Source organism: Pseudomonas sp. ArH3a (assembly GCF_022648765.1).
GTDB lineage: Bacteria > Pseudomonadota > Gammaproteobacteria > Pseudomonadales > Pseudomonadaceae > Aquipseudomonas.
The window spans coordinates 2,816,103-2,840,518 of sequence record NZ_CP080330.1; the positions used below are offsets into that span (position 1 = coordinate 2,816,103).

The following is a 24,416-nucleotide window of genomic DNA, read 5'->3' on the forward strand; positions in this document are numbered from 1 at the left end:
GCGGCGGCCTCCAGGAAGGGTGGGCAAGGGCACCTGTTGTACCACTTCCTGGACGGCTTGTTTACCCGCTCGCTAATCCGTCAAGCCTCTGGAAAGCCGACTTTGTGTGGTCAGCGGTTCTGCAACAGTTGCACATCCAAGCGGCGAGACACTCGGTGGCATCGGCAATGTAGCGCGCGTGGATGGCGAAAATCATGCTCGGTGACCTGATCGCAAGGAGAGAAAGCCCTTTTTGCGGCCACCCGGTAGGGTTGCCAAATGAGCTTTTTCTCCTTCCATGATCATTCGCGACGCATTTAGTACGTTCGCTTATTAAAAGGGACGGCCGGCAGGAGGAGGCGGCGGCGAGATTGCGTCATCAATGTATTTCTTCGCGCTAGCTAGCGTGTCTTTGGTTATGCTGTTTCTCTTTCCAGTAGGGCTTATGGTGGTGTAAGCCTTGACCTGATCAACCAGGTTGTTATTGCTGTCGTAACGGCCCCCCGTTAGCCCTTCTTCAATTTGATAACCTTTGTAAGTTTCGACGATTGCCATGGGATGCTCCTTGCATGATGGGTTTACCACGACAGCCTAAAAAGACTCGCAGGGGGCGTCTACTGTGATAATTGACAGGTAATCAGAACAATTGGCGATAGGTTTTATAACAAGTCGCGCTTGAAGAATGAGGCCTGTCGATAGACCTCAGGGCTTCCAAGTCTGCACATCCTTGGCATCCACTGCCTTGGGCAACAACCCGGCCTTGAAGAATGCGTCCGCGATCTTCTGCTGTTCCCCCAACTGATCCACCGTCACCGGTTGCACTTCATAACTGCGGTGCGCATTGGCGGCTTCAACCGTGGCCACGTCCAGGTTGCCCCACAGCGGGCCGAGCACTTTCGCCGCGTCCTGCGGGTTGGTTTTCACCCACTGGCCGGCTTTTTCCAATTGCGCATACACCACCTTCAACACCTCGGGATGCGCCTTGGCGTAGGGCGTGCCGGTCAAGTAATAACGCTTGTAGCTGGCGAGGCCGGCGCCGTCCGCCAGGGTGCGGGTCGGCAGTTGACGCTGCACGCTGGTGAGGAAGGGTTCCCAGGTGACCCAGGCGTCAACCTTGTTGTTTTCGAAGGCCGCGCGGCCATCTGCCGGCGACAGGTAGGCCGGCTCGATATCCGAGAACGCCAAACCTGCTTTGGCCAGCGCGGCGATCAGTAAATAGTGAGTGCCGGCGGCCTTGGTGACCGCGATTTTCTTGCCTTTCAAATCCGCCAACTGTTGGATCGGCGAGTCCTTGCGCACCACGATGGCCTGGGCTGAAGGCGAGGGCGCCTCCTGGGCGAAGTAGGTGAGTTTGGCTTGGGCGGCCTGAGCGAAGATCGGCACGGTGTCGGCCACGTCGGCACTGATGTCGACGTTGCCCACGTTCAGCGCTTCGAGCAGCGGCAAGCCGCTGGGAAACTCGTGCCAGCTCACGCCAATATTGTCGGCCTTGAGGGCTTTTTCCAGGGTGCCCTGGGTTTTCAGCAGAGTGATCAGGGTTGAGGATTTCTGGTAACCGATGCGCACGGTTTCCTGGGCCTCAGCACTGGCCGCGATCGAAAAAGCCAACAACCCGAGGACAACAACGAGGGGGCGGCGAATAGACATGGCGCGCTCGATATTCAGCGAAATATGGCCAAGCTTAAAGTTGTAAAAAGCATTCGATAAATACTCTTTCGGTCTGAGCTTAGGGCGCTTTTACTGCGTTTCGATGAATGGGGCATATCCATAGAATTATATCGTTCTTTCATAATGCCTAAATATCAATATAACGTTTAAGGCTGAATCTTTTAAGTCTCCCTGCTAAGGCCTTCCATGACCACGAGCCGCCAAATCCACCTATCGGCGTTCCTGTTGAGCGGCCCCGTGGTGCACAGCCACGCCGTGTGGCGCCACCCTGAAACCGTGGGCAATTACCTCGACCCCGACTACTACTCACGCATCGCCAAGGTGGTGGAAGAGGGCCTGTTCGACTTCCTGTTCTTCGCCGACCGCCTGGCCGTCGGCGACCAAATGGGCGGCTCCCGTGAGTTCGCCTTGCGCTACGGCGCCCAGGACGCCACGCGCCTGGACCCGTTACCGATTCTGTCTTATCTGGTAGGCCAGACCCGCAAGCTGGGCCTGGGCGCGACGCGCTCCACCACCTACTACGAACCGGCACATATCGCCCGCGAGTTTGCCACCCTCGACCACCTGTCCAAGGGCCGCGCGGCATGGAACATCGTCACCTCGATGAACGACAGCGAAGGGCGCCTGTTCGGTAAGGACAAGCACCTGGAACACGACCTGCGCTACGACCGCGCTGATGAGTTTGTGGACGTCGCGCTGAAACTCTGGAACAGCTGGGGCAAGGACGCGCTCAAGCTGGACCGCGAGCGTGGCGTGCTCGCCGACCCGGCGTTGATTACGTCGGTGCAGCACCACGGCGAGTGGTTCAAGGTTGAAGGGCCGCTGAATATTCCGCGCACGCCCCAGGGCCGGCCGGTGCTGATCCAGGCGGGTTCGTCCGGGCGCGGTCGGCGGTTTGGTGCGCGCTGGGCCGAAGCGATTTTCACCATTCACCCGCACTTGGCGGCCATGCGCGCCTTTCGCGATGACGTGCGCGCCCAAGTGGTGCAGCAAGGGCGCGATGCCGACAGCTGCAAGGTGCTGACGGCGGTGATGCCGTTTATTGGCGGCAGCGAGGCCGAAGCGCGGGCCAAGCGCGACCAGCACAACGCCCTCGCGCGGCCCGAGTTGGGGCTGGTCACACTGGCTTCGCAACTCAATGTGGACCTGTCGCCATTCCCGCTGTCGGCCACCTTGGCCCAGATCGCCCAGTCGCCGCTGATCCATGCGGCGGCTGCCGAAAAACTGCTGATGCAAGGCCCGCAAACCACTCTGGAACAACTTGGCCGACTGTTCGCCAGCAGCGTGCGCGTGCCACAACTGGTGGGCACCGGGGCGCAGATCGCCGACCAGTTGGCGCAGCTGTTCGAGCAGGGCGGGTGCGATGGGTTTGTGATTTCACCGGGCTATTTGCCGGGGTCGTTTACCGAATTTGTCGAAAGTGTGATTCCGCATTTGCAGCGCAAAGGGTTGTTTCGCACCGCGTATGAAGGCTCGACGCTGCGCGAGCATCTGGGGCTGGCCGATCTGCAGGCCTGAAACCCCTCTTTGTCGCAAGCGGGGCAGTTGTGGCGAGCGGGCTTGCCCCGCGTTGGGGCGCGAAGCGGCCCTAAAGCCTGACACCGCGCTCTATGAGTAAGCGCGCAGTGGCCTCTATTGGAGCCGCTTCGCCGCTCAGATGGGTTGGAGCCGGTCAGTGCCGGGCAGTCCGCGTCAGCGCCTTGACTTCAAACCTGCTCCTCTTCCCGCAACTGCACACTCATATCATCACAGCTCTTTGCCCAGTCGCTGAGCCACTGCGGCATAGCCGGTGACGCCTCGACCAAGCCCAGCTCCCGCACAAAATCTGCTGGGGGTAGGGTGCCTTTGGCTGAACGAAACAGCCCGCGCATCACCACCACCCCAACCACCCGGCCTTTGCTGACGAAACGGTGCTCCATCAGGCTCCACTTGTGGTCCCAGCCAAGCATGCGGGTGTGTACCTCAAACGCTTCGAACAGCTTCAGCTCGCGGCGAAACTTGCCCCAGGTATCGCCCACGATCGGCAGTGCCTTATTGCGCAGGGCCACGCGAAACGCGCCGGTGCGCAGTACAAAATCCATCCGCGCAACGTCCGCCAGCGAGAAATACCGGCCGTTGGTGACATGCCGGTTGATATCCAGGTCCAGCGGCCACACCCGCATGCGCACCACGGTGGTGTCCAGGCCATGGGCGGGCTTGCGCCAGGGGCGACGGGACAGCATGAACAGCAATCGAAACCAGAGATTCATAAACGCGCCAGGCAGTTGATCAGTGGCAGCACTGTAAGGGCGTGGAATCGGCTAAGGTAGGTGCGCAAATGACTTATTACATGCGAAAAGCGCAAAGGGGCGCTCCTTTATGCACATTACCTTGCTCCTGGTCGATCATTGTTCTGCCGCCAGCGCCACCCTGGCGCTGGAGATGCTCAGCGCTGCCAACCTGTTTGCTGACACGCCTCAGTTTGAAATCGTGGTCGCGTCCCTCGACGGCCAGGCCGTAGACGCTTGGGGCGGGCAGCGCTTGCAGGTAGCGTGCTCGACCGCGCAGGTCCGCCAGACCGACTTGATCCTGGTCCCCGGCTTTCTGTTTACCCTCAAACAAGCTTTGCCGACTTTTCCCGCATACGCGCCTTGGTTGCGCGAGCAGCATGCTCAGGGAGCTGTGTTGGCGTCGATGTGCACGGCGGCGTTTTTGCTGGCGGAGAGCGGCCTGTTGCGCGGCCTGCGCGCCACCACCCACTGGGCGTTTGCTGAGTTGTTCCGACGGCGTTACGCAGACGTGGTCCTGGAAGACGCGCAGATTCTCTGCGAAGAAAACCGTGTGATTACGTGCGGTGGCGCCAGTGCGGCGATGGACCTGATGCTGCACCTGATCCGCCGCTTCGGTTCACCGGAGCTGGCGCATACCTGTGGCAAATATTTGTTGATCGACAACGTGCGTACCGAGCAGTCGGTGTACGCCATGTGGTCGTTGCCCAAGAGCCATGGCGACGGTGAGATCCTACGGGTGCAGCATTGGCTGGAGCAGCAGTTTGCCCAAGCGCTGGTGATTGATGATGTGGCCCGGCGTTTTGGTTTTGGCGTACGCAATTTCAAGCGGCGGTTCAAGGAGGCGACTGGCTACACGCCAATCGCCTATGTGCAAACCCTGCGCCTGGAGCGCGCCAAGCAGATGCTCGAGTCGACGCGCATGACCCTTGAAAGCATCACCTATGCGGTCGGGTATGAAGACAGCAATTCGTTTCGCCGCCTGTTCCAACAGCGCGTAGGGATGCTGCCGGCGGCGTATCGCAAGAAATTCCTCGCCACGTCGTACTGATTCAACGCCGCAACTGCGCCTCACCTTCGATGCACGCCACCAGAAACTCCATCACCACTTTCACCGATGGCGAGCGGCGTATATCGGGGTACACCGTCAGCCAGATATCGCGCATCGGCCCGTCGCTGGCCGTAGGCAATCGGGCCAGCAACGGGTCGTGATCGCCTACCAGCGTTGGCAATACCACCGCGCCGACATGCGCGCGGGCGGCCATTTGCTGGGTGATCAGGTCGCTGGCGGCAAACACGATCGGGCGTTGGCCGCGCAGTTGGTGCAGCCACGCCTGTTGCGGCAGGTGATCGCGGCTGTTGTCGTAGGCGATGAATGTCCATTGGCTGGCAGGCAGCGGGTTGAATGCCGGCGCGGCATACAGACCGAAGCGCACCACGCCGACTTTGCGGCGCACCAGTGCCTCTTCGTCGGGGCGCACGGTGCGCAAGGCGATATCGGCTTCGCCCTTGTCCAGCGCGGCCAGTTGCGTGGAGGGCATTAGCACCAGGTTCAACTGCGGGTAGTCGGCGCGCAGCCTGGCGACGTGGGGCGCGATGCAGTGGTTGGCGATGGACGGCGGGCAACTGACCCGCACCGTGCCGGCCAGTTCGATGGAGGCGACCCGTGACAGGCGCAGCACCTCGGTGGCCATCTCGCCCATGCCTGCCGCGACTTGGGCCAGCGCCAGGCCTTGGGCGGTGAGCGGCCGGCTGCGTGGCAGGCGGTCGACGAGCTTCACGCCCAAGGCCTTTTCCAGTGCGTCGACCCGCCGCCCGACGGTGGCGTGTTCCACCTGCAACTCGCGAGCGGCCGCCGACAGCGACTGGGTGCGGGCCAAAACGGTGAAGTAATACAGATCCTGCCAATCGAACATCGGGTTATTTCCGCACAGAGCCTGGGAGGTATTCGGGAATTTTCCAACCGAAGAAGTCCTTTTACCATGGCTGCTTCCCAGTGCAAACGGAGTTGTTCCCCGATGAAAGCCATTACCCTGCAAGCCTACGGCGGTCCCGAAGTCTCCCAATTGCGCCACGACGTTGCCAAACCCCAGGTCACGGCGGGGCATGTGTTGGTCAAAGTGGCCTGCGCCGGGATCAATTTCATGGACATTCATACGCGCCAAGGCAAGTACGCCAACTCGGCGACGTACCCGGTGCGCCTGCCGTGCACCTTGGGCATGGAAGGCGCCGGTGTGGTGGTGGAAGTCGGCCCGGGCGTGAGCCATCTGGCCGTCGGCGACCGCGTGGCCTGGTGCATTGCCTGGGGCGCCTATGCCGAGTACGCCAATGTGCCCGCCGACAAAATTGCGCAGATTCCCAGCGAGATCAGCTTCGATCAAGCCGCTGCGGCGATGTTCCAGGGCTGCACGGCGCACTACCTGATTGACGACGTGGCCCGGTTGCACGCGGGCAGCACCTGCCTGGTGCACGCAGCGTCCGGCAGCATTGGGCAATTACTGGTGCAAATGGCGCGGCGGTTGGGGGCCACGGTGTTTACCACCGGCAGTACCGAGGAGAAATGTGCGATTGCCCTGCAGCGCGGTGCACACCAGGCCTGGACGTATGACCGGTTTGCCGATCAGGTCCTGCAAGCCACAGGCGGGCAAGGGGTGGACGTGGTGTTTGATTCGCTGGGTAAGAACACCTTGCGCGAAAGTTTGCGCGCCTGTCGCACACGTGGGTTGATCGTTAATTACGGCAACGTGTCCGGCTCGCTGACCGACCTGGACCCGATTGAGTTGGGCGAGGCGGGTTCATTGTTTCTAACCCGGCCCCGGCTGGCCGATCACATGATCGATGGCGCAACTGTGCAACGGCGCGCCAATGCGGTATTCGCGGCGATGCTGGAGGGATCACTGAGCGTCGCGATCGAGGGCCATTACACCCTGGAGACGGTGCAGCATGTCCATGCGCGCATCGAAGCGCGGCAACAGATCGGCAAGGCAGTGCTGTGGGTAGACCGCGACCTGCGCTGAATCCTGGACGAAAAAAAACCGGCTGATCAGGCCGGTTTGGGGTGCCCCGCGAACATGGCGGGGTTATGCGTTGTTGCCTTGCAGACGATCCGCACCGCCTTCGGCCAGGCCACGTTCTTGCAGACGATCGGCACCGCCTTCAGCCAGACCACGTTCTTGCAGGCGATCAGCACCGCCTTCAGCCAGGCCACGTTCCTGCAGGCGATCAGCGCCACCTTCAGCCAGGCCACGTTCCTGCAGACGATCAGCGCCACCTTCAGCAACACGACGTTCCAGCAGACGGTCAGAACCACCTTCTGCTACGTGGTTACCTTGCAGGCGATCCGCGCCGCCTTCAGCGACAACCGGGTGAGCAAAAGCGTTTGCAGCAAGTACCGAGAAAGCGAGGCTAAGCAAGAGTTGGCGTTTCATGGTGGTGTGCTCCGAGTGTTCTAGTGGGGTGCCGTTTGGCATGGGTTTGATGGTACGCGTTGGATTTTTTAAGAGAACTTCATTGCGCTGATGGTGACTATCGATGCCAGCGATAGCCCGTTTTGAGGGCTATCGTGGCGACGGTCATGGCATCTGCGGCAGTTCCTGAGGGCGCAGGTCGAATACCAGCACCTCGGCATTCTCGCCATGGCTCAGGCGGATCTGCCGTTCATTGCGCACCCGGGCGCCGTCGCCTTCCTGCAAGCGCTGGCCGTTGACTTCAACGCTGCCCCGGGCCACGTGGATGTACACGTGGCGGTCGGGCGGCAGGTCCAGGGTCGCGGTTTCGTCGCCGTTGAACAGCCCGGCATACACCCGTGCATCCTGGCGAACACTCAGTGAGCCTTCGGCGCCGTCCGGCGAGATGATCAACTGCAAGCGCCCACGTTTCTGCGCCGCGCTGAAGTGCTCCTGCTGATAGCGTGGCTCGGCGCCGACCACATTCGGCACAATCCAGATTTGCAGGAAGTGCACGCCCAGGCTCTGGCTGTGGTTGAACTCGCTGTGGGCCACGCCGCTGCCGGCGCTCATCAGTTGTACATCGCCGGGGCGAATCACCGAACCGGTGCCCAGGGTGTCCTTGTGTTCCAGGGCGCCGTCGAGCACATAGGAGAAAATCTCCATGTCACGGTGCGGGTGCTGGCCGAAGCCTTTACCGGCCGCGACGCGGTCATCGTTGATCACCAACAGGTCGGAAAACCCCTGTTCCTTGGGGTTCCAGTAACTGGCGAACGAGAAGGTGTGGAACGACTTCAACCAACCGTGATTGGCGGCGCCGCGTTCCGAGGCTTTGCGAAGGGTCAGCATGGGATGTTCTCCTCAAGGGAAGCGTTGCTGCGAGATGCAGGGCTTCGGTGTGAGGAGAAGATTACTGGTTATCGAAAGGTTGATTAAGAAGCTTAAGTCTGAATGACTGTCTCTATAGGGTTGACAATAGCCAGCTGTGCCGTCCTGAGGTGATGGCGATAGCGCAGTTGCAGCTTGCGCCAGGTCAGCGGGTTCACGCCTTCGCTGCGGCTGAACAGGTGGCAAAAGTGCGCCTGGTCGCAGAACCCGCATTCTTGGCTGATTTGCGTCAGGCTCAGGGCGGAGCCGATGATCAGCAGCTTGGCCTGCTTGATGCGTTGTTGGCGAATCCATTCCTGGGGCGCCACACCGGTGGTGCGTTTGAACGCCCGGGAGAAATGGCTGCGCGACAGCTCACAGGCGCGCGCCAGTTCCGTCACTTCCAGGGGTTGGGCAAGGTTGGCGAGAATCAATTGCTTGACCCGTTGTTCCCGCTGGGCACACAGCGTTCCGGTTGCAGCTGCTGGTTGAGCCATGATCGATATCCGTGGTCGATGGGCGCTGGTTTTCACCCACCTTACCGGTGAATGAAAGCCCAGTGTAGACCGCTGTCGGCATCTCTTGTGCTGAGCACATACATGCAATTTTTCTGAATCGGGCCGTCGCACACTAGCGCGAACGCTCACGCATCCAGGGGAAGGGCACGATGGACTCAACAGCGCAAGGCGGGCCGGACGAGGTCGTGACCCTGGTGGTCAAGCACCGCATAAAACCGGGGTTTGAAGCCGACTACGAAGCTTGGCTGCGGCGCATCGTGCGCATTGCCGGTGAGCGCCCGGGCCACCTCGGCGTCGACGTGGTACGCAGCAAGCAAGGCGGGCTGGCGCTGTTCACGTGCGTACTGCGCTATCGCTCGGCCGATGACCTCAAAGCTTGGCTGAACTCGCCGCAGCGCCTGGACCTCATCAACGAGGCAACGCCGATGCTCGCCGACGGCGACCAGACCGAAGTCGGCGCGGTCAACGAGTTCTGGTTTGCGCCGCTGGCCGATGCCGCCGCCAAGCCGCCACGCTGGAAACAGGCAGTGGTGACCCTGTTTGTCATCCTGCCGCTGACCCTGTTGATCCCGATCATCTGGGGCCCGGTGCTGCGCCTGCATCCGTTCCTCTCCAACTACGTGGTCGCGACCTTTCTGGTCACCCTGACCATCGTACTGCTGGTGGTCTACCTGCTGATGCCGGCCGCCACTCGCCTGTTCGCCCCCTGGCTTGAAGCCTCTGTCAAGGAAACCCTATGAGCGCCGATCTGATTCTGTTCAATGGTCAGTTCCACACCGTGAACCGTGAAAACCCGCGCGCCACCGCCGTCGCCATCCATCAGGGCCGTTTTGTGGCGGTCGGCACGGACGGCGAGGCCATGGCCTTGCGGGGCAATGGCACCCAGGTCATCGACCTCAAAGGCCGCACCGTGATCCCCGGCCTCAACGACTCACACCTGCACCTGATCCGTGGCGGGCTGAACTACAACCTCGAACTGCGCTGGGAGGGCGTGCCGTCCCTGGCCGACGCGTTGCGCATGCTCAAGGAGCAGGCCGACCGAACGCCGACGCCACAATGGGTGCGCGTGGTCGGTGGCTGGAACGAATTCCAGTTCGCCGAAAAGCGCATGCCGACCCTGGAAGAGTTGAACCAGGCCGCGCCGGACACGCCGGTGTTCGTGTTGCACCTGTACGACCGCGCCTTGCTCAACCGCGCCGCCCTGCGTGTGGCCGGCTATACCAAGGACACGCCGAACCCGCCAGGCGGCGAGATCGTGCGCGACAGCCACGGCAACCCCACCGGCATGCTGGTGGCGCGGCCTAATGCGATGATCCTCTATGCAACCTTGGCCAAAGGCCCGAAATTGCCCTTGGACTATCAGGTCAACTCAACCCGCCAGTTCATGCGTGAACTCAATCGCCTGGGCCTTACCAGTGCCATCGATGCCGGCGGTGGTTTCCAGAATTATCCCGATGACTATGCGGTGATCGAGCAACTGGCCAAAGACGAACAGCTGACGGTGCGCATCGCCTACAACCTGTTCACCCAGAAGCCCAAGGAAGAACTCAGCGATTTCAAGCACTGGACCGGCAGCGTCACCCTGCACCAGGGCGATGACTACCTGCGCCACAACGGCGCTGGCGAGATGCTGGTGTTTTCGGCGGCGGACTTCGAAGACTTCCTCGAACCACGTCCCGACCTGCCGCTGACCCTGGAGCAGGAGCTGGAGCCGGTGGTGCGCCACTTGGTGGAGCAGCGCTGGCCGTTCCGCCTGCACGCTACGTACAACGAATCCATCTCACGCATGCTCGACGTGTTCGAGAAGGTTAATCGCGATATTCCGTTCAATGGCCTGCCGTGGTTTTTCGACCACGCCGAAACCATCACGCCCCATAACATCGAGCGCGTGCGCGCCCTGGGCGGTGGGATTGCGATCCAGGACCGCATGGCGTTCCAGGGTGAATACTTTGTCGGGCGCTACGGCGCCAAGGCTGCCGAGGCCACGCCACCGATCAAGCGCATGCTGGCCGAAGGCGTGCCGGTCGGGGCGGGCACCGATGCCACGCGGGTATCGAGCTACAACCCGTGGACCTCGCTGTATTGGATGGTCAGCGGCCGCACCGTCGGCGGCCTGGAACTGCACGCCGAAGGCCTGCCGCGCCTCACCGCGCTGGAGCTGTTCACCCACGGCAGTGCCTGGTTCTCCTCGGAGCAGGGCAAGAAGGGCCAGATCAAGGTCGGCCAGTTGGCGGACGTCGCCGCACTCTCGGCGGACTTTTTCAGTGTCGATGAAGAGGCCATCAAGTGGATCGAATCGGTGCTGACCGTGGTCGGCGGCAAGGTGGTGTACGGCGCCGGCGACTTCGAAGGTTTAGCACCACCGTGCGTGCCGGTGCTGCCGGACTGGTCGCCGGTGGTCAAGGTGCCGGGCCACTGGCGCCCAAGCTCGCCGTTGCAAGCCCAAGTCCATCAATGCAGCGGCCCGTGTGGCGTGCATGCCCATAGCCACGAGAAGGCGCGCCTTTCCAGCGCGCCGGTCAGCGACTTCCAGGGTTTCTGGGGAGCGTTTGGCTGCTCGTGCTTTGCCTTCTGATTAACCCCCCAAAGGAGCTGACCCATGACTTACAAACGCTTGAACAAAGACGACGCCGTGGTGCTGTTGGTGGATCACCAGACCGGCCTGATTTCCCTGGTGCAGGATTTCTCGCCCAACGAATTCAAGAACAACGTGCTGGCCCTGGCCGACGTGGCCAAGTTCTTCAAGCTGCCGACCATTCTCACCACCAGTTTTGAAACCGGCCCCAACGGCCCGCTGGTGCCGGAACTGAAAGAGCTGTTCCCGGACGCGCCGTACATCCCGCGTCCTGGCCAGATCAATGCCTGGGACAACGAAGATTTCGTCAAGGCAGTGAAAGCCACCGGGCGGAAGCAATTGGTGATTGCCGGTGTGGTCACCGATGTTTGCGTGACCTTCCCAACTCTGGCCGCGTTGGCGGAAGGTTTTGAAGTGTTCGTGGTGACTGACGCCTCCGGCACCTTCAACGAAGCCGTGCAACGTGCGTCGTGGGCGCGCATGAGCGCGGCCGGTGCACACTTGGTGAACTGGTTTTCGGTGGCTTGCGAGTTGCAAGTCGACTGGCGCAACGACATGGAAGGCCTGGCCAACCTGCTGTCACCGCGCATTCCCAACTACCGCAACCTCATGAACAGCTACTCGGCGTTTACGGCCAAGTAACTCGACAGGTAGGGCACCGAACCCTGTGGGAGTCGGGCTTGCCCGCGATGGCGCAGTGTCAGTCGACATCACTGTTGTTTGACACTGCGCCATCGCAGGCAAGCCAGCTCCCACATTTGATTTGTGGTGCTATGACTGACCGGTTATAAATCAGCAAAATGTCCACCGAGAAGCGACAATGAACCCTTTCGAAGACATGCGCCTGTTCTGCCAGGTCATGGAGTCCGGCAGCTTCACCGCCGCCGCCGAGCAACTGGGCCTGTCCAAGCAATTTGTCAGCCGCCGCCTGATCCAGCTGGAAGACCGCCTCGGCGTGCGCCTGCTCAACCGCTCCACGCGTCGCCTGGACGTCACGCCACTCGGCCAGAGTTACTACGAATCGGCCTTGCGCCTGCTCAGTGAAGTCGAGCAAGTGGAGCAGGGCATCGCCGGCCAGAACAGCGAGCCGCGTGGCACCCTTCGCCTCAGCGCGCCGTTGTCGTTTGCCATGGCTCACCTGGGCTGCCTGTTGCCGTCATTCCTGCAGCGCCACCCGCATGTGTCGGTGGAAGTCGATCTCAGCGACCGCCCCGTGGACCTGATCGGCGAGGGTTACGACCTGGTGCTGCGCATCGGGACCCTCGAAGACTCCACCCTGATCGCCCGGCGCATCGCCAGCGTGCAGCGGGTGTACTGCGCCAGCCCCGAGTACCTGGCCTTGCGCGGCACGCCGCTCAAACCCGAAGATCTGGCCGCCCACGACTGCCTGCCCTACGGCCACGGCCGCCAGGTGCAATGGCGGTTCCAGACCAAGGGCAAGCTGCAATCGGTGAATGTCAGCGGGCGCATGCGTGTGAATAACGGCGAGCTGTTGCGCGACACGGCCATTGCCGGCCTGGGCGTCACCTACTTGCCGACGTTCATCGTTGCTGACGCCTTGAAGGATGGGCGTTTGGTCACGCTTCTGGAAGACTTCGCCCCCGAAGCCCTGACCCTGTCGGCCGTTTACCCGCAGCACCGGCAAAGCTCGAGGCCGGTGCAGGCGCTGGTGGAGTTCTTGCGTGAACGCCTGGCTGGCGGCTGCTAATTCACTGACACAAAACAACTGTGGGAGCTGGCTTGCCTGCGATAGCGGTAAGTCAGTTGGCATAGTCTCAGTTGACCCACCGCTCGCAGCATAGGTATCTACGCAAGTTTTTGTGTTGCGCTAAGCTTTTGACGGGGTTTTTAGGTAGATATGAGTACATATCCGTTGCTGCGGTAACGGCGGCTATTGGTTCCGCCCTTACGGCGGGTCACTTTTGGAAAAGAGCCCCAAAAGTAACCAAAAGGGCTCTTGCCCCACCACTCGGTGCCTCGCCTAGGCTCGGCATGCCCTCACTCCGGCTTGAATCCGTGGGCCGCCGCCATGGGCCATCCTTGGCCCATCGCGGCTAACCCGGCGTCCTGCCGGGTTACCCACGGATTCAAGCCTGCGTTCGGCCATCGTGGTTTAACGGGGCGCCTAAGATCAAGATCAAAAGCAAGAGCACGGCGGCCTAGTAGCCGACCTGAGTGGTTGAAGCAAAAGCAAGGCAAAAGCACGGCAGTACACTCTCTGCCTGATGTACTGAGATCCCAATGTGGGAGCGAGTTTAGCTGCCAGCACCGCAGTGCTCTGCTTTTCTGTGGGAGCTGGCTTGCCTGCGATGGCATCAACTCGGTGTACTTGATGGACCGAGGTGTCTGCATCGCAGGCAAGCCAGCTCCCACATTAGATTGAGTTCAGTTTCAAATATCAGGTCGGCTGTCAGGCCGCCTCGGTTTTGCTGTTGATCTAACCACTCAGGTCGGCTACTAGGCCGCCGTGCTTTTGCTTTTGCTTTTGATCTTGATCTTAGGCGCCCCGTTAAACCACGCTGGCCGAACGCAGGCTTTGGAGCGGGGGTAAACCGGCAGGACGCCGGTTTAGCCGCGATGGGCCAAGGATGGCCCATGGCGGCGGCCCCCGCTCCAAAGCCGGAGTGAGGGCACACCGAGCCTAGGCGAGGTGCCGAGTGGTGGGGCAAGAGCCCTTTTGGTTACTTTTGGGGCTCTTTTCCAAAAGTGACCCGCTGTAAGAGCGGAACCCATAGCCGCCGTTACCCAAATAACGGATATGCACCCAGCGCCCCCCGCGACAACCAAAGAATTCAACCCATAAAAAGATGCGTAAATACCTATGGCTATCGCAGGCAATCCAGCTCCCACATTTTAATTGAGGTTCGGCTCAAAGGTTAGCGAGATTGGCCAACTGCGAACCGCTCACATACCGCTCCAGATTCGCCAGGAACGTATCGGCAATCTCCTCTTTGCTGTTGGTCGAAATCGCCGAGGTATGCGGCGACAACCTCACCCGCGCATGGCTGTACAACGGGTGCCCATCCGGCAAGGGTTCCGGCTCCGTCACGTCCAGCGAAGCCAGCCCGATCTGCCCGTTGTCCAGCGCCTCCAGCAACGCCTCCTGGTCCAGCAAACCACCGCGCGCGATGTTGATCAGGTGCAGCCCCGGCTTGGCGCTGCCGAGTACGTCGCGGTTGACGATATGTCGCGTGGCCTCGGTCAGCGGCGCCGCCAGCACCAGGTGGTCAGCACGGGCAAACAGGTCGTGGATATCCCGCGCGGCGTCTACGCCGTCCACTGCAAAAGGTGCCTGGCTCTGGCGCAGCGCAACCACCTTGATTCCCAGTGCCAAGGCCTTCTGCGCAAGGCTTTTACCGATGGCGCCAAAGCCGAGAATACCCAAGGTGGTGCCCTTGAGCGGGCGCAAAGCGGTGAAATTCCACTGCGCATCCTTCACCCAAATAGCCGGCAAGTGCTTGGACGCGGCAAAGATCGCCGCCAGGGCGAACTCGGCGAGGTTATCGGCGGCCGCGCCCCGCGAGGTGGTCACGGGTGGGCCGTTGAACAGCCACTGTGGGTAGAAGTCGATGCCCGACGACACCAAGTGCACCCACTGCGCGCCATATGGCCAGCCCGGCGGCGGGGTGTCCGGTGCGGTGTAGCCGCGCACGTTGATCGGGCGCAGCAATAGGATATTGGCCTGGGGCGGCAGGTCGCTGGGCACGCCGACCGGCACGCCGATCACCTGGGCTTCGGGGTGGATGGAAGCGAGGCGTTCGCGGAGCAACGCGTTGTAATCTTCGTCCAACTGGCTGGCAATAATCACCTGACTCATGTGCGTTCCTTATTCATTTTGGGCCACGTTGGGCGAAGACAGCTCTGCCGACACCTTGCAGCACGGCGTCGTTTTGTGGCGTATGCACGCGACTGCACAGCACGTCGCGGTAATGGCGTTGCAGCGGGCTGTGGCGCGACAGGCCAGGGTTGCCCGAGGCTTCAATGGCCAACTCAACGGCGCGGATCGCATTGCCGGTCACCAGGTATTTAAGCTGCGCCGCATTGGCCGCCGGCGTGTGGCCCTCGGCGGCGGCATCGAGCAGGCTGCGGTTGGCAAACAGTAAGGTGTCGATATGGCCGACGGTCTCCTGAAAACGCGGCAAGGTCGACAACGCGGCGCCGAGATTAGACGGCGTGCGTTCTTCCAGCCACTGCACCAGCCAGTCCCGTGCGGCTTGGGCTACGGCGTCGTACACCGAGGACAGCAACACCGACATCCACAGGAATCCATCGCCATCCAGCTCCGGCTGCGGTGCGCTCCAGGGGCTGACGCTGACGGCGTGGTCCAGCGGCACCAGCACGTTGTCGAGCACCACTTCATGGCTGCAGGTGGCGCGCATGCCCAGGTGGTCCCAGGTGTCGATGATGCTCACGCCGGGGCTGTTTTTCGGCACCAGCCAGGCGCCTACCAGCGGGTCGGCGTCATCACTGCGCGCCCACACGCTAAACCAGCTCAGGCCATGGCTGCCGGTGGAGTAGATCTTGCGCCCGCTGATGCGCCAGCCTTCGGCGGTGCGCACGGCTGTGGTCGCCGGCAGGCCGCCACGCGCCGGGGTACCGAGGTCGGGCTCGACGCGCAAGGCGTTGATCAGCGTACCGTTGCGCACCGCGTCTTCGGCGACTTGCACGCGCAGGTGCTCAGGCCAGGTCTTGCTGTCTTGCAGGCGCGTGTGTTGCAGGTACTGCATCACTAGGATCAGCGCGGTGGAAGGCTCGCCCTTGGCAATCGCGCTGATCGCCTTGCGCGCCAGGGGCAAGCTGGCACCGCCGCCGCCCAGGGCCTTGGGCACGGTGAGGGCGACCAAGCCCTGGTCATGCAGGCGTTTGAAATTGTCATGGGGGAAGGCACCGCTTTCGTCGTACAGGTGCGCGGTGTTCGCCAGCTCGGCGCTGAGGCGGTCGAGCAGGGCGTCGAAATGCGCCGATCCTTGTGGGAGCCGGCTTGCCTGCGATGGCGGTGGGTCAGCCACCTGCAACGTATGCCCAGAGACCGCTATCGCAGGCAAGCCAGCGCCCACATTCGCGAGTCGGTTCAGATGTTTGCTCATGCCAGCACTTCCTGCTGCTCTTCGACCTCAGCGGCCACGCTGTAGCGGTTGGCCGGCACGTCCAGGCCCAGGTTGTCGCGCAGCGTGTGGCCGCTGTACTCGGTGCGAAACAGCCCGCGCTGCTGCAGCACCGGCACCACCAGTTCGGTGAAGTACTGCAAGCCATCCGGCAGCACCGAGTTGATGATGAAACCATCGCTGGCACCGGTCTCGAACCACGTCTGGATCGCATCAGCGACTTGCTCGGCAGTGCCGACAAAATCACGTTTGGGCTGCGAGAAACGCAGCGCCACTTCGCGCAGGGTCAGGCCTTCGTCCTTGGCCAGTTGCTTGATGCGCTCGGAGCCGCCTTTCTGGCTGTTGGCGCCCAGGTTGCCGAGTTCCGGGAAGGGTTCGTCCAGCGGGTATTTGCTGAAGTCATGGTCATTGAACGGGCGGCCGAGGGCGACAATCGCGTCTTCCACGGTGACCAGTGCCACGGCCTGCTGATAGCGGCTTTCCACCTCAGCGGCATCGCGCCCGACAATCGGGCGGATGCCTGGCAGGATCGACAGGCTGTTGGAGTCGCGACCAAAGCCCTGGGCGCGACGCCTCAAGTCGGCGCTGTAGGCTTTGGCTTCTTCAATGGTCTCGACGTGCACGAAAATCGCGTCGGCGTTTTCCGCCGCGAAGTTGCGCCCATCCTCAGAAGTACCCGCCTGGAAAATCGCCGGCTGGCCCTGGCGCGAGCGGGCGATGTTCAACGGGCCTTTGACCGAGAAGAACTCGCCTTTGTGGTTCAGCGCATGCAGTTTGCTGGGGCTGAAAAACTCGCCGCTTTGCTTGTTGTAGGCAAAGGCGTCGTCTTCCCAGGAATCCCACAGGCCCTTGACCACGTTGAGGTGTTCTTTGGCGATGCGGTAGCGCACCGCGTGCGGTGGGTGCTCGGCCTTGCCGAAGTTATCGGCGGTGCCGCTGAGCCAGGAGGTGACCACGTTCCAACCGGCGCGGCCGCCGCTGATATGGTCCAGGGAGGCAAACTGACGCGCCACCTGGTAGGGCTCGCTGTAGCTGACGGTGACCGTGGCGACCAGGCCGATATGCGTGGTCAGCGCGGCCAGGGCCGAGAGGATCGTCAGTGGCTCAAAACGGTTGAGGTAATGTGGGCTGGATTTGGCGTGGATGTGCAGGCTGTCGGCGATGAATACGAAGTCGAACTTGGCGCCTTCGGCCAGCTCAGTCTGCTGCTTGTAAAACCCAAAATTCGTGCTGGCATTCGGTTGCGCTTGCGGGTGGCGCCATTCGCCCCAGCCGTGCCCAACGCCGTGAACCATGGCGCCTAGCTTCAAATGGCGTGGCTGCAATTGACCTGGCTTGCTCATGTGCTGCTCCTTGCTTAGCGCGATGCTTGGGAAGTGGGGAAACGGCTGGCGTTAAAGCTTTTGTCGAAGCCCTGGGACACGTCGATGCGCTTGGGCAGCAGGCCTTCTTTCTGATAGGTGTCGGCGGTAGCTTGCAGGCCGCTGATCACGCTGTCGTCGATCACGACGGGGCTCAAATGGGTGTCTTTGGCCACCTCGACGTGCACCGCCAATGGCAGGCCGGTGATTTTCGACTGGGCGGCGGCGTATTCATTGGGGTGCACGTTGGCCCACGCATAGGCGCGATCAACGCGGGCAACAAAATCGTCCAGCTGTACGCGTTTTTCGCTGATGGCCTGGCGGGTGGCAGCGAAGTACAGGTGGTTGCTCAGCAACTGGTTGCCGCTGACCAGAACTCTGGCCTGGCTTTGTGAGGTCACGACCGTGGTGTAAGGGTCCCACGTGGCCCAGGCGTCGACGGTACCGTTATCCAGTACCAACCGGGATTCGGCGGGCAGCAGAAAAATAAACTGCACATCGTTGCTCGTCAGCCCTGCGCTGGCCAGGGCCTTGATCGCCAGGTAGTGACCAATGGAGCCGCGCCCGGTGACGATTTTCTTGCCCTTGAGGTCGGCCACGTTTTTGATCGGGGAATCCTTGGGCACCACCAGGGCGGTGGTATTGCGCCCTTCGGCGTGGATGATGCTGACCACCTTGAGCGAGGCGCCGGCGCCCAGGGCAAACACATACGGTGCATCACCGAGCGCACCGACATCCACCGCGCCGGCATTTAAGGCTTCGCCCAGCGGCGAGGCGGAAGGGAACTCCGACCACTGGATTGAGTAGGGGACGTTTTTGGTTTCGCCGCTGGCTTCCAGCAATGCCTTGATCGTCGATTTTTGATTGGCTACGCGCAGCGGCTGCAGGTCGTCGGCGTGGGCGCTGGTGACCAGGCCGAGGGCGAGGGCGGCGCTCAGGAGCAGGCGTTTGAACGGGGTGGTAAAGGTCATGAGTGATAGATTCCAGGCAGATCGAAAAAGTGTGGGTTACCTCCGCCTGGAAAGGGGTCGGTGAGGCCTGCCCCGGTCTGGGGCAGGCGTAACGGTGAATCAGATCACATAGAAACCATGGGTGGCGTCGCGCGCCAGTTGCTCGACCAGGCCGAACTCCCAATCCAGGTAAGCCTGCATGGCTTCCTTGGGGCTGTCAGTGCCTTCGTACGGTCGGCGGTAGCGGTCGATACGCGGCGAAGCCAAGTGGGTTTCACCGGCTTCCAACGGCAATTGCTCGGCGATCCAGTGGGTGGTGCCGCCTTGCAGCAGGAACACCGGCTTGCCGGTCAGCGCCTCGACGTCGGCCACCGCCAGGCGTGCCAGCTGGCTGGTGCCGCAGGTCAGTACATAACGCTCGGCGGGCGGCACCTTGGCCAGCGCCTCGGGCAATTGCGCGCGTAAGGCCCAGTGGGCGCCAGGGATGTGGCGCTTGACGTAATTGACGCTTGGGGTGAAATCCAGCACCGCCGTGTCGCCGTGGGTTAACCACTCTGCCAAGGTGTGCGGGCTGATCAGTTCGGCTTGCGGCGCCACCGGCACCGGCGCGACCCACGCACCTTTTTCACTGAAGTGCGCGGGTTGCAGGTCGTCCAGCACGTGCACGTCCCAACCCAATTGCGCAAGCCAGGAGGCGGACATATTGGCGCGCACGCCATCGTCATCCACCAGCACCAAACGCGCACCGCGCACGCTGGCGACGTGGTCGGTTTCCTGCACCAATTGGCCGCCGGGCGTGGAGCGTGCGCCAGGCAGGTGGCCGGCTTCGAATTCTTCCGGGGTGCGCACATCGAACAGGTAAGTGGTGCGCGTCGGTTCCTGCTGCCAGCGTTGCAAGTCGGCCAGGGTGGCGCGGCCGACGCGGGCCTTGTCGGCAACGCGGCGGGCGTCCTGGGCGGCGATCTGGCGGTGTTCTTCAGAGGTCGGCGCAAAGCGGCGCGACTGGCCGTGGGCGAGTTTCTGCCCGGCCAAAGTCCAGCCGATGGTGCCGTTGCGCAGCGCCGACACCGGGTTGGCCACGCCGGCATTGATCAGCGATTGGGTGCCGATAATGCTGCGGGTGCGCCCGGCGCAGTTGACGATGATGCGCGTGCCTGGGTCCGGCGCCAGTTCACGGGCGCGCAGCACCAGCTCGGCACCGGGCACGCTGATGCCGGTGGGGATGCTCATGGTCTGGTATTCGTCGAAGCGGCGCGCGTCGAGCACCACCACATCGGCCTGGCTGTCGAGCAAGGCCTGCACGTCTTCGGCGGCCAGGGACGGCGTGTGGCGCTCACTTTCAACCAGCTCGCCAAAGGCCTTGCTCGGCACGTTGACGTCAATAAACAGCTCGCCACCGGCACGCCGCCAACCGTCCAGGCCACCGTCGAGCAGGCTGACCTGGGTGTAGCCCAGCGCAACCAGGCGCTCGGCGGCCCGCTGCGCCAACCCTTCACCGTTGTCGTAGACGGTGACGTGGGTGTCACGCCGCGGAATGCGCGAGTACACCTCCAGCTCCAGTTTGGACAGCGGGATATTCGCCGCGAACAGCGGGTGAGACTCGGCAAACGGCGCTTCTTCGCGCACGTCGATCAGGGCGATTTCTTCACGGTCCAACAGGGCCTGGCGAATCTGGGCGAAGCTGCGGTTCGATACGGTGGTCATAGGGCAGGGCTCTTTTCTTTGGACAAGTCCCAGATGTTCGGGAGGTAGGCGTTGGAATAACCGGAGATAAACAGTTTCTCGCTGCCGTCGGGCTGATACACCGCGCGGCGCACGGCCCCGATATTGGCGCCGTACACATGAATGCTGATCGACACCTGGTCGCTGTGGGCATTGCTGACCTGATGGATATCGCCGACCTTGGGCGACACCGCCTCGACCTGGCCCGGCACCAGCTGAATGGGCTTGCCTTCGGCGATCAGCCTGCCGTCGGGTGCGCGTTCAAAGCCCTGGGAGAATTCCGAGCCGCGCAACATGCCGATCAAGCCCCACACACGATGGTCATGAATCGGCGTGGTTTGCCCCGGGCCCCAGACAAAACTGACGATGCTGAAGCGCTGGCGCGAATCGGCGTGCAGCAGGAACTGCTGATAGCGCGCGGGGTCAGGTTGGGCGTATTCATCGGGGAGCCAGTCATCATGGCTGACCAATTGCGCCAACAGTTTGCCGCCACGGTGCAACAGGTCGCCTTCACGTGGGTTGCCGTCGATCAGTTCCGCCAGAGCGCCTATAAAGGCTCTGAGTCTCTCGGGGTGTCGGGCCTGGGTCATGGCAATTCCATCGCTGCGTTAACGGGGAGGGGTTGATGGGTTTATATAAGCATAATGTTTATGGTTAATATGCTAATTTTTAATGATTAGCTTATAGCTGAAGGTAATTTAGAACAGGTCTGAATAGCGTTAGACGTTATCGATCGCAGCGTGGGCTATCCAGCCAGCCTTACGGCAACTATGCTTGGTACACATCTTAATGACTGTTCTCTATGTGCGGCCCAAATGAAAATTGACGATATCGATGCCTTTGTCGAAGTGATTCGTTGCCAGTCCATCAGCCACGCCGCCGAGTCGTTGCAACTGACCCAGCCGGCCATTACCCGTCGCGTGCAGAACTTCGAGCAGGCGCTGGGGGTTGAGTTGTTCGACCGCAACACCAAGCCCCTCAAGCCGACGCTGATCGGTACGCGGGTGTATGAACAATGTCGGTTGATCCTGCGCGAGATGGATGCCCTGCGTGAACTGGTGGCCACCGACGCGCCACCGACTGGCGTGTTGCGCCTGGGCGTGCCGCAGACCATCGGCGATGTGGTGCTGCTGGACGCGCTCAAGCACCTGCGCAGCGAATACGCCGAGCTGCGTGCCCAGGTCGCCACCGGTTGGGGCAGCCAGTTGGTGGGCAAGATCGAGCGTGGCGAACTGGACGCAGCGGTGGCGCTGTTTCCGGCTGGCAAGATCTTCCCGGACAACGTCGTCGGCGAGTCCATCGGCAAGATGGAACTGGTGGTGGTCTGCGCCAAGGCACAGTTGCCGAAAAAGCCCTGCAAGCTGGCGGATGTGTACCAGAACGGCTGGATCCTCAACCCGGATGGCTGCGGTTTCCGTGCCGGTTTGCAGCGCACCTTGTCTGATCAAGGCTTGGCGCTGCGGGTGAACCTGGAGACTTTCGGTACCGAGCTGCAATTGGGGCTGGTGGCGGACGGTTTGGGCCTTGGCCTGGTGCCAAGGCCGTTGCTGGAGCGTAGCGCCCACCGTGAGCAACTGGCAGTGATGCCACTCAAGGACTTCAAGCCGGTGATGGATTTGTGGCTGATCTATCCGCATTTTCTCGGCAACCTGCAAGGGCCGGTGGATGCGTTTGGCAAGCGGGTGGCGGACGCGTTGCACAAAATCCGCAAAGCCGCCTGACCCCTGTAGGCGCTGGCTTTGATGAGCATTCCCACGCGCCACGTGGGAATGCCTCTTGTGACGCTCTGCGTCACGCTTTGGGGCGCGGAGCGCCCTGGGCTGAGTTCCCACGCGGAGCGTGGGAACTATCATAACTATCATAAAAAAATATAATAATTAGCTTAGATTAAAATGTGCTTTTTATTATGTTTCGGCATCCCCTAGGCTGCCTGGAAGTCCTTAAGGCCACCCAGGAAGTTTTGCCATGAGCAGCGTCACCTCGATCTCCAGCGTCTCCAACACCGTTCGCCAGCGCGTCACGCCCGAAGAGTGGGAGGTGCGTGTCAAATTGGCTGCGGCCTATCGGTTGGCGGCCTTGTACAAGTGGACCGACCACATCTACACCCACTTCTCCGCCCGTGTGCCGGGGCCGGATGAGCATTTCCTGATCAATGCCTTCGGCTTGTTGTTCGATGAAATCAGCGCGTCCAACCTGGTCAAGGTCGACCTCGACGGCACGCTTGTCGATGACCCAACAGGCCTTGGCATCAACTACGCCGGTTACGTGATCCACAGCGCTATCCACGGCGCGCGCCACGACCTGCAAGCGGTGCTGCACACGCACACCCGTGATGGCATCGCGGTGTCGGCGCAGAAGGACGGCTTGTTGCCGATTTCCCAGCATTCCATCGCGTTCTCCGGGCGTGTGGCCTACCACGGTTATGAAGGCGTGGCGTTGGATCTGGACGAGCGCGAGCGGCTGGTGGCGGACCTGGGCGACAAGAGCGTGATGATCTTGCGTAACCATGGCTTGCTGACGGCGGGGGTGAGTGTGGAGCATGCCTTCCAGCAACTGCAGGGGCTGGAGCGCGCGTGCAATATCCAGGTGGCAGCGCAGGCGGGCGGCAACGCGCAGTTGATCTTCCCGCCGGCGGAGGTGGTGGCCAAGGTGGAAGAACAGGCCAAGGTGTTCAGCAACGGCGAAGGGCCGGGTGTGGCGCGGCATTGGAATGCGTTGATTCGCCAGTTGGAGCGCACTGATACCGACTATAAAAACTGACCTCAGCAGCGACGCCGGACGCCTGTGGGAGCGGCGGTGCGACGATTCACTTGCTCGAATCGTCGCACCGCCGCTCCCACAGTTGGTTTTGCTGTGTGCTTATGCGACCTGCTGGGCCTGCTCGCGCTCTGCGACCAGCTGACGGGTAAGCGGGATCAACCGTTTGCCATAGTCAATCGCATCATTGAGCGGATCAAAGCCGCGAATCAGGAAGGTGGTAATCCCCAAGTCGTAGTAATCCAACAACGCTTCAGCGACTTGCTCGGCGGTGCCCACCAGTGAAGTCGAATTACCTTGAGCCCCGAGCAAGCCAGCAATCCCGGTCCACAAGCGCTTATCCAACCGCGACCCTTGCGCCGCCGCCGCCAACAACCGGCGTGAGCCTTCGTTCGGTGGTTCGCGTCGTACAAATCCGTTCTTCTCAGCCAACGCCGTAGCCTGCTGCAAGATCCTTTCGGCACGTGCCCACGCCAGTTCCTCGGTTTCGGCCAGGATCGGCCGCAATGACAAACTGAAACGAATCGTACGCCCATGCTTGGCCGCTTCGGCCCGCACCTGCGTCACCACTTCGCGCACTTGCTCATAGGTTTCACCCCACAGCGCATACACGTCGGCATGCTTGCCCGCCACCGCAATCGCCGCCGCTGAGGAGCCGCCGAAGTACAGCGGGATATGCGGCTGCTGCGGCGACTTCACCGTCGAGTGCGCGCCTTCGACCTTGTAGTAGGCGCCGGAGAAATCGAACGGCTGCTCGCTGGTCCATTCTTGACGCACCACGCTGAGGTACTCGTCGGTGCGCGCGTAGCGTTCGTCCTTGCCGATGTGGCTGCCATCGGCACGCAGTTCGCGGTCATCGCCGCCGGTGATGATGTGCACGGCGGTGCGCCCGCCGTTGAATACATCCAGGGTGCTGAACTGGCGCGCAGCCAACGTGGGCTGAGCAAAACCTGGGCGGTGGGCGATCAGGAACTGCAGCTTTTGGGTGACGCTGGCCGCATGCGCGGCGATCAGCGTGCTGTCCGGGCTGTTGGAATGGAAGGCCACCAAGGCGCGGTCGAAACCGGCCTCTTCGTGGGCGCGGGCCACGGTTTCGACGTAGTCCGGTTGCAGGGTCGGGCCGCTGCGCGGGTGAATCTCGGAAGCGTGATGGCCGCCGATATAGCCGATGAATTCAATGCTCATGGTCAGTCCTTGTCAG

General features: G+C 61.8%; 23 protein-coding genes. 9 read left to right on the forward strand and 14 right to left on the reverse strand.

The features are described from left to right. Positions 1-312 precede the first annotated feature (312 nt). A complete protein-coding gene (locus K0P33_RS12985) occupies positions 313-534 on the reverse strand; it encodes a hypothetical protein (protein ID WP_242155560.1) in 222 nt (73 codons plus the stop codon). 147 nt (positions 535-681) lie between these two features. After that, positions 682-1,626, reverse strand: a complete 945-nt coding sequence (locus K0P33_RS12990; protein ID WP_242155562.1) for an aliphatic sulfonate ABC transporter substrate-binding protein — start codon at positions 1,624-1,626, stop codon at positions 682-684. A 207-nt stretch (positions 1,627-1,833) separates the two neighbouring features. Between K0P33_RS12990 and K0P33_RS12995 the strand changes: the two genes are divergently transcribed. Beyond that, positions 1,834-3,165 carry an LLM class flavin-dependent oxidoreductase gene (locus K0P33_RS12995; RefSeq protein WP_094953418.1) on the forward strand — a complete coding sequence of 444 codons (1,332 nt, stop codon included), beginning with the start codon at positions 1,834-1,836 and terminating at the stop codon, positions 3,163-3,165. 188 nt (positions 3,166-3,353) lie between these two features. Here the strand turns inward: K0P33_RS12995 and K0P33_RS13000 are convergent, their stop codons facing one another. Beyond that, positions 3,354-3,896 carry a thioesterase family protein gene (locus K0P33_RS13000; RefSeq protein WP_094953417.1) on the reverse strand — a complete coding sequence of 181 codons (543 nt, stop codon included), beginning with the start codon at positions 3,894-3,896 and terminating at the stop codon, positions 3,354-3,356. A gap of 109 nt (positions 3,897-4,005) precedes the next feature. Here K0P33_RS13000 and K0P33_RS13005 point away from each other — a divergent pair, with 109 nt between their 5' ends. Further along, positions 4,006-4,965, forward strand: coding sequence for a GlxA family transcriptional regulator (locus K0P33_RS13005; RefSeq protein ID WP_242155564.1), 960 nt, complete (start codon positions 4,006-4,008; stop codon positions 4,963-4,965). A gap of 1 nt (position 4,966) precedes the next feature. On the opposite strand, the gene K0P33_RS13010 is transcribed toward K0P33_RS13005, so the two are convergent. Beyond that, positions 4,967-5,830: a LysR family transcriptional regulator gene (locus tag K0P33_RS13010; RefSeq protein ID WP_242155565.1), complete on the reverse strand. Its 864-nt coding sequence runs from the start codon at positions 5,828-5,830 to the stop codon at positions 4,967-4,969. A 102-nt stretch (positions 5,831-5,932) separates the two neighbouring features. On the opposite strand from K0P33_RS13010, the gene K0P33_RS13015 reads away from it, so the two are divergent. Beyond that, positions 5,933-6,931, forward strand: coding sequence for a quinone oxidoreductase (locus tag K0P33_RS13015; RefSeq protein ID WP_094953414.1), 999 nt, complete (start codon positions 5,933-5,935; stop codon positions 6,929-6,931). 63 nt (positions 6,932-6,994) lie between these two features. Here the strand turns inward: K0P33_RS13015 and K0P33_RS31420 are convergent, their stop codons facing one another. The 3 genes from K0P33_RS31420 to K0P33_RS13030 form a co-directional block, all read right to left on the reverse strand. Further along, positions 6,995-7,342 (reverse strand): hypothetical protein, encoded by a 348-nt coding sequence (locus K0P33_RS31420; RefSeq protein ID WP_094953413.1) that lies wholly within the window; start codon positions 7,340-7,342, stop codon positions 6,995-6,997. 144 nt (positions 7,343-7,486) lie between these two features. Continuing rightward, a complete protein-coding gene (locus K0P33_RS13025; protein WP_242155567.1) occupies positions 7,487-8,209 on the reverse strand; it encodes a pirin family protein in 723 nt (240 codons plus the stop codon). 92 nt (positions 8,210-8,301) lie between these two features. Continuing rightward, complete coding sequence (locus tag K0P33_RS13030) at positions 8,302-8,724, reverse strand: AraC family transcriptional regulator (protein ID WP_242155568.1); 423 nt, start codon at positions 8,722-8,724, stop codon at positions 8,302-8,304. Positions 8,725-8,894: 170 nt separating this feature from the next. Between K0P33_RS13030 and K0P33_RS13035 the strand changes: the two genes are divergently transcribed. The 4 genes from K0P33_RS13035 to K0P33_RS13050 all read left to right on the forward strand — a co-directional run bounded on the left by K0P33_RS13035 (position 8,895) and on the right by K0P33_RS13050 (position 13,028). Beyond that, positions 8,895-9,485, forward strand: coding sequence for an antibiotic biosynthesis monooxygenase (locus K0P33_RS13035; protein ID WP_242155569.1), 591 nt, complete (start codon positions 8,895-8,897; stop codon positions 9,483-9,485). Then, complete coding sequence (locus K0P33_RS13040) at positions 9,482-11,320, forward strand: amidohydrolase (protein WP_242155570.1); 1,839 nt, start codon at positions 9,482-9,484, stop codon at positions 11,318-11,320. The genes K0P33_RS13035 and K0P33_RS13040 overlap by 4 nt, the downstream gene beginning before the upstream one ends. A 24-nt stretch (positions 11,321-11,344) precedes the next feature. After that, positions 11,345-11,962 (forward strand): isochorismate family cysteine hydrolase YcaC, encoded by a 618-nt coding sequence (gene ycaC, locus K0P33_RS13045; RefSeq protein ID WP_242155571.1) that lies wholly within the window; start codon positions 11,345-11,347, stop codon positions 11,960-11,962. 178 nt (positions 11,963-12,140) lie between these two features. Next, on the forward strand, positions 12,141-13,028 hold the full coding sequence (locus tag K0P33_RS13050) for a LysR family transcriptional regulator (RefSeq protein WP_242155573.1): 888 nt from the start codon (positions 12,141-12,143) through the stop codon (positions 13,026-13,028). A gap of 1,161 nt (positions 13,029-14,189) precedes the next feature. On the opposite strand, the gene K0P33_RS13055 is transcribed toward K0P33_RS13050, so the two are convergent. From K0P33_RS13055 to K0P33_RS13080, 6 genes are all read right to left on the reverse strand, one after another. Then, on the reverse strand, positions 14,190-15,137 hold the full coding sequence (locus K0P33_RS13055; protein WP_242155575.1) for a D-isomer specific 2-hydroxyacid dehydrogenase family protein: 948 nt from the start codon (positions 15,135-15,137) through the stop codon (positions 14,190-14,192). Between the two features lie 13 nt (positions 15,138-15,150). Then, complete coding sequence (locus K0P33_RS13060; RefSeq protein ID WP_242155577.1) at positions 15,151-16,407, reverse strand: acyl-CoA dehydrogenase family protein; 1,257 nt, start codon at positions 16,405-16,407, stop codon at positions 15,151-15,153. After that, a complete protein-coding gene (locus K0P33_RS13065; RefSeq protein WP_242155578.1) occupies positions 16,404-17,768 on the reverse strand; it encodes an LLM class flavin-dependent oxidoreductase in 1,365 nt (454 codons plus the stop codon). The genes K0P33_RS13060 and K0P33_RS13065 overlap by 4 nt, the downstream gene beginning before the upstream one ends. Before the next feature lie 14 nt (positions 17,769-17,782). Further along, positions 17,783-18,757 carry an ABC transporter substrate-binding protein gene (locus tag K0P33_RS13070; RefSeq protein ID WP_242155580.1) on the reverse strand — a complete coding sequence of 325 codons (975 nt, stop codon included), beginning with the start codon at positions 18,755-18,757 and terminating at the stop codon, positions 17,783-17,785. A 99-nt stretch (positions 18,758-18,856) separates the two neighbouring features. Continuing rightward, complete coding sequence (locus tag K0P33_RS13075) at positions 18,857-20,440, reverse strand: rhodanese-related sulfurtransferase (RefSeq protein WP_242155581.1); 1,584 nt, start codon at positions 20,438-20,440, stop codon at positions 18,857-18,859. Further along, complete coding sequence (locus tag K0P33_RS13080) at positions 20,437-21,048, reverse strand: cysteine dioxygenase (protein WP_242155582.1); 612 nt, start codon at positions 21,046-21,048, stop codon at positions 20,437-20,439. Before K0P33_RS13080 ends, K0P33_RS13075 begins: the two co-directional genes overlap by 4 nt. Before the next feature lie 225 nt (positions 21,049-21,273). Between K0P33_RS13080 and K0P33_RS13085 the strand changes: the two genes are divergently transcribed. Both K0P33_RS13085 and K0P33_RS13090 read left to right on the forward strand, forming a co-directional pair. Continuing rightward, complete coding sequence (locus K0P33_RS13085) at positions 21,274-22,179, forward strand: LysR family transcriptional regulator (RefSeq protein WP_242155583.1); 906 nt, start codon at positions 21,274-21,276, stop codon at positions 22,177-22,179. A 244-nt stretch (positions 22,180-22,423) separates the two neighbouring features. Then, positions 22,424-23,218, forward strand: a complete 795-nt coding sequence (locus K0P33_RS13090; protein WP_242155584.1) for a class II aldolase/adducin family protein — start codon at positions 22,424-22,426, stop codon at positions 23,216-23,218. A gap of 99 nt (positions 23,219-23,317) precedes the next feature. Here the strand turns inward: K0P33_RS13090 and K0P33_RS13095 are convergent, their stop codons facing one another. Then, a complete protein-coding gene (locus K0P33_RS13095) occupies positions 23,318-24,400 on the reverse strand; it encodes an LLM class flavin-dependent oxidoreductase (protein ID WP_242155585.1) in 1,083 nt (360 codons plus the stop codon). Between the last annotated feature and the right edge of the window lie 16 nt (positions 24,401-24,416).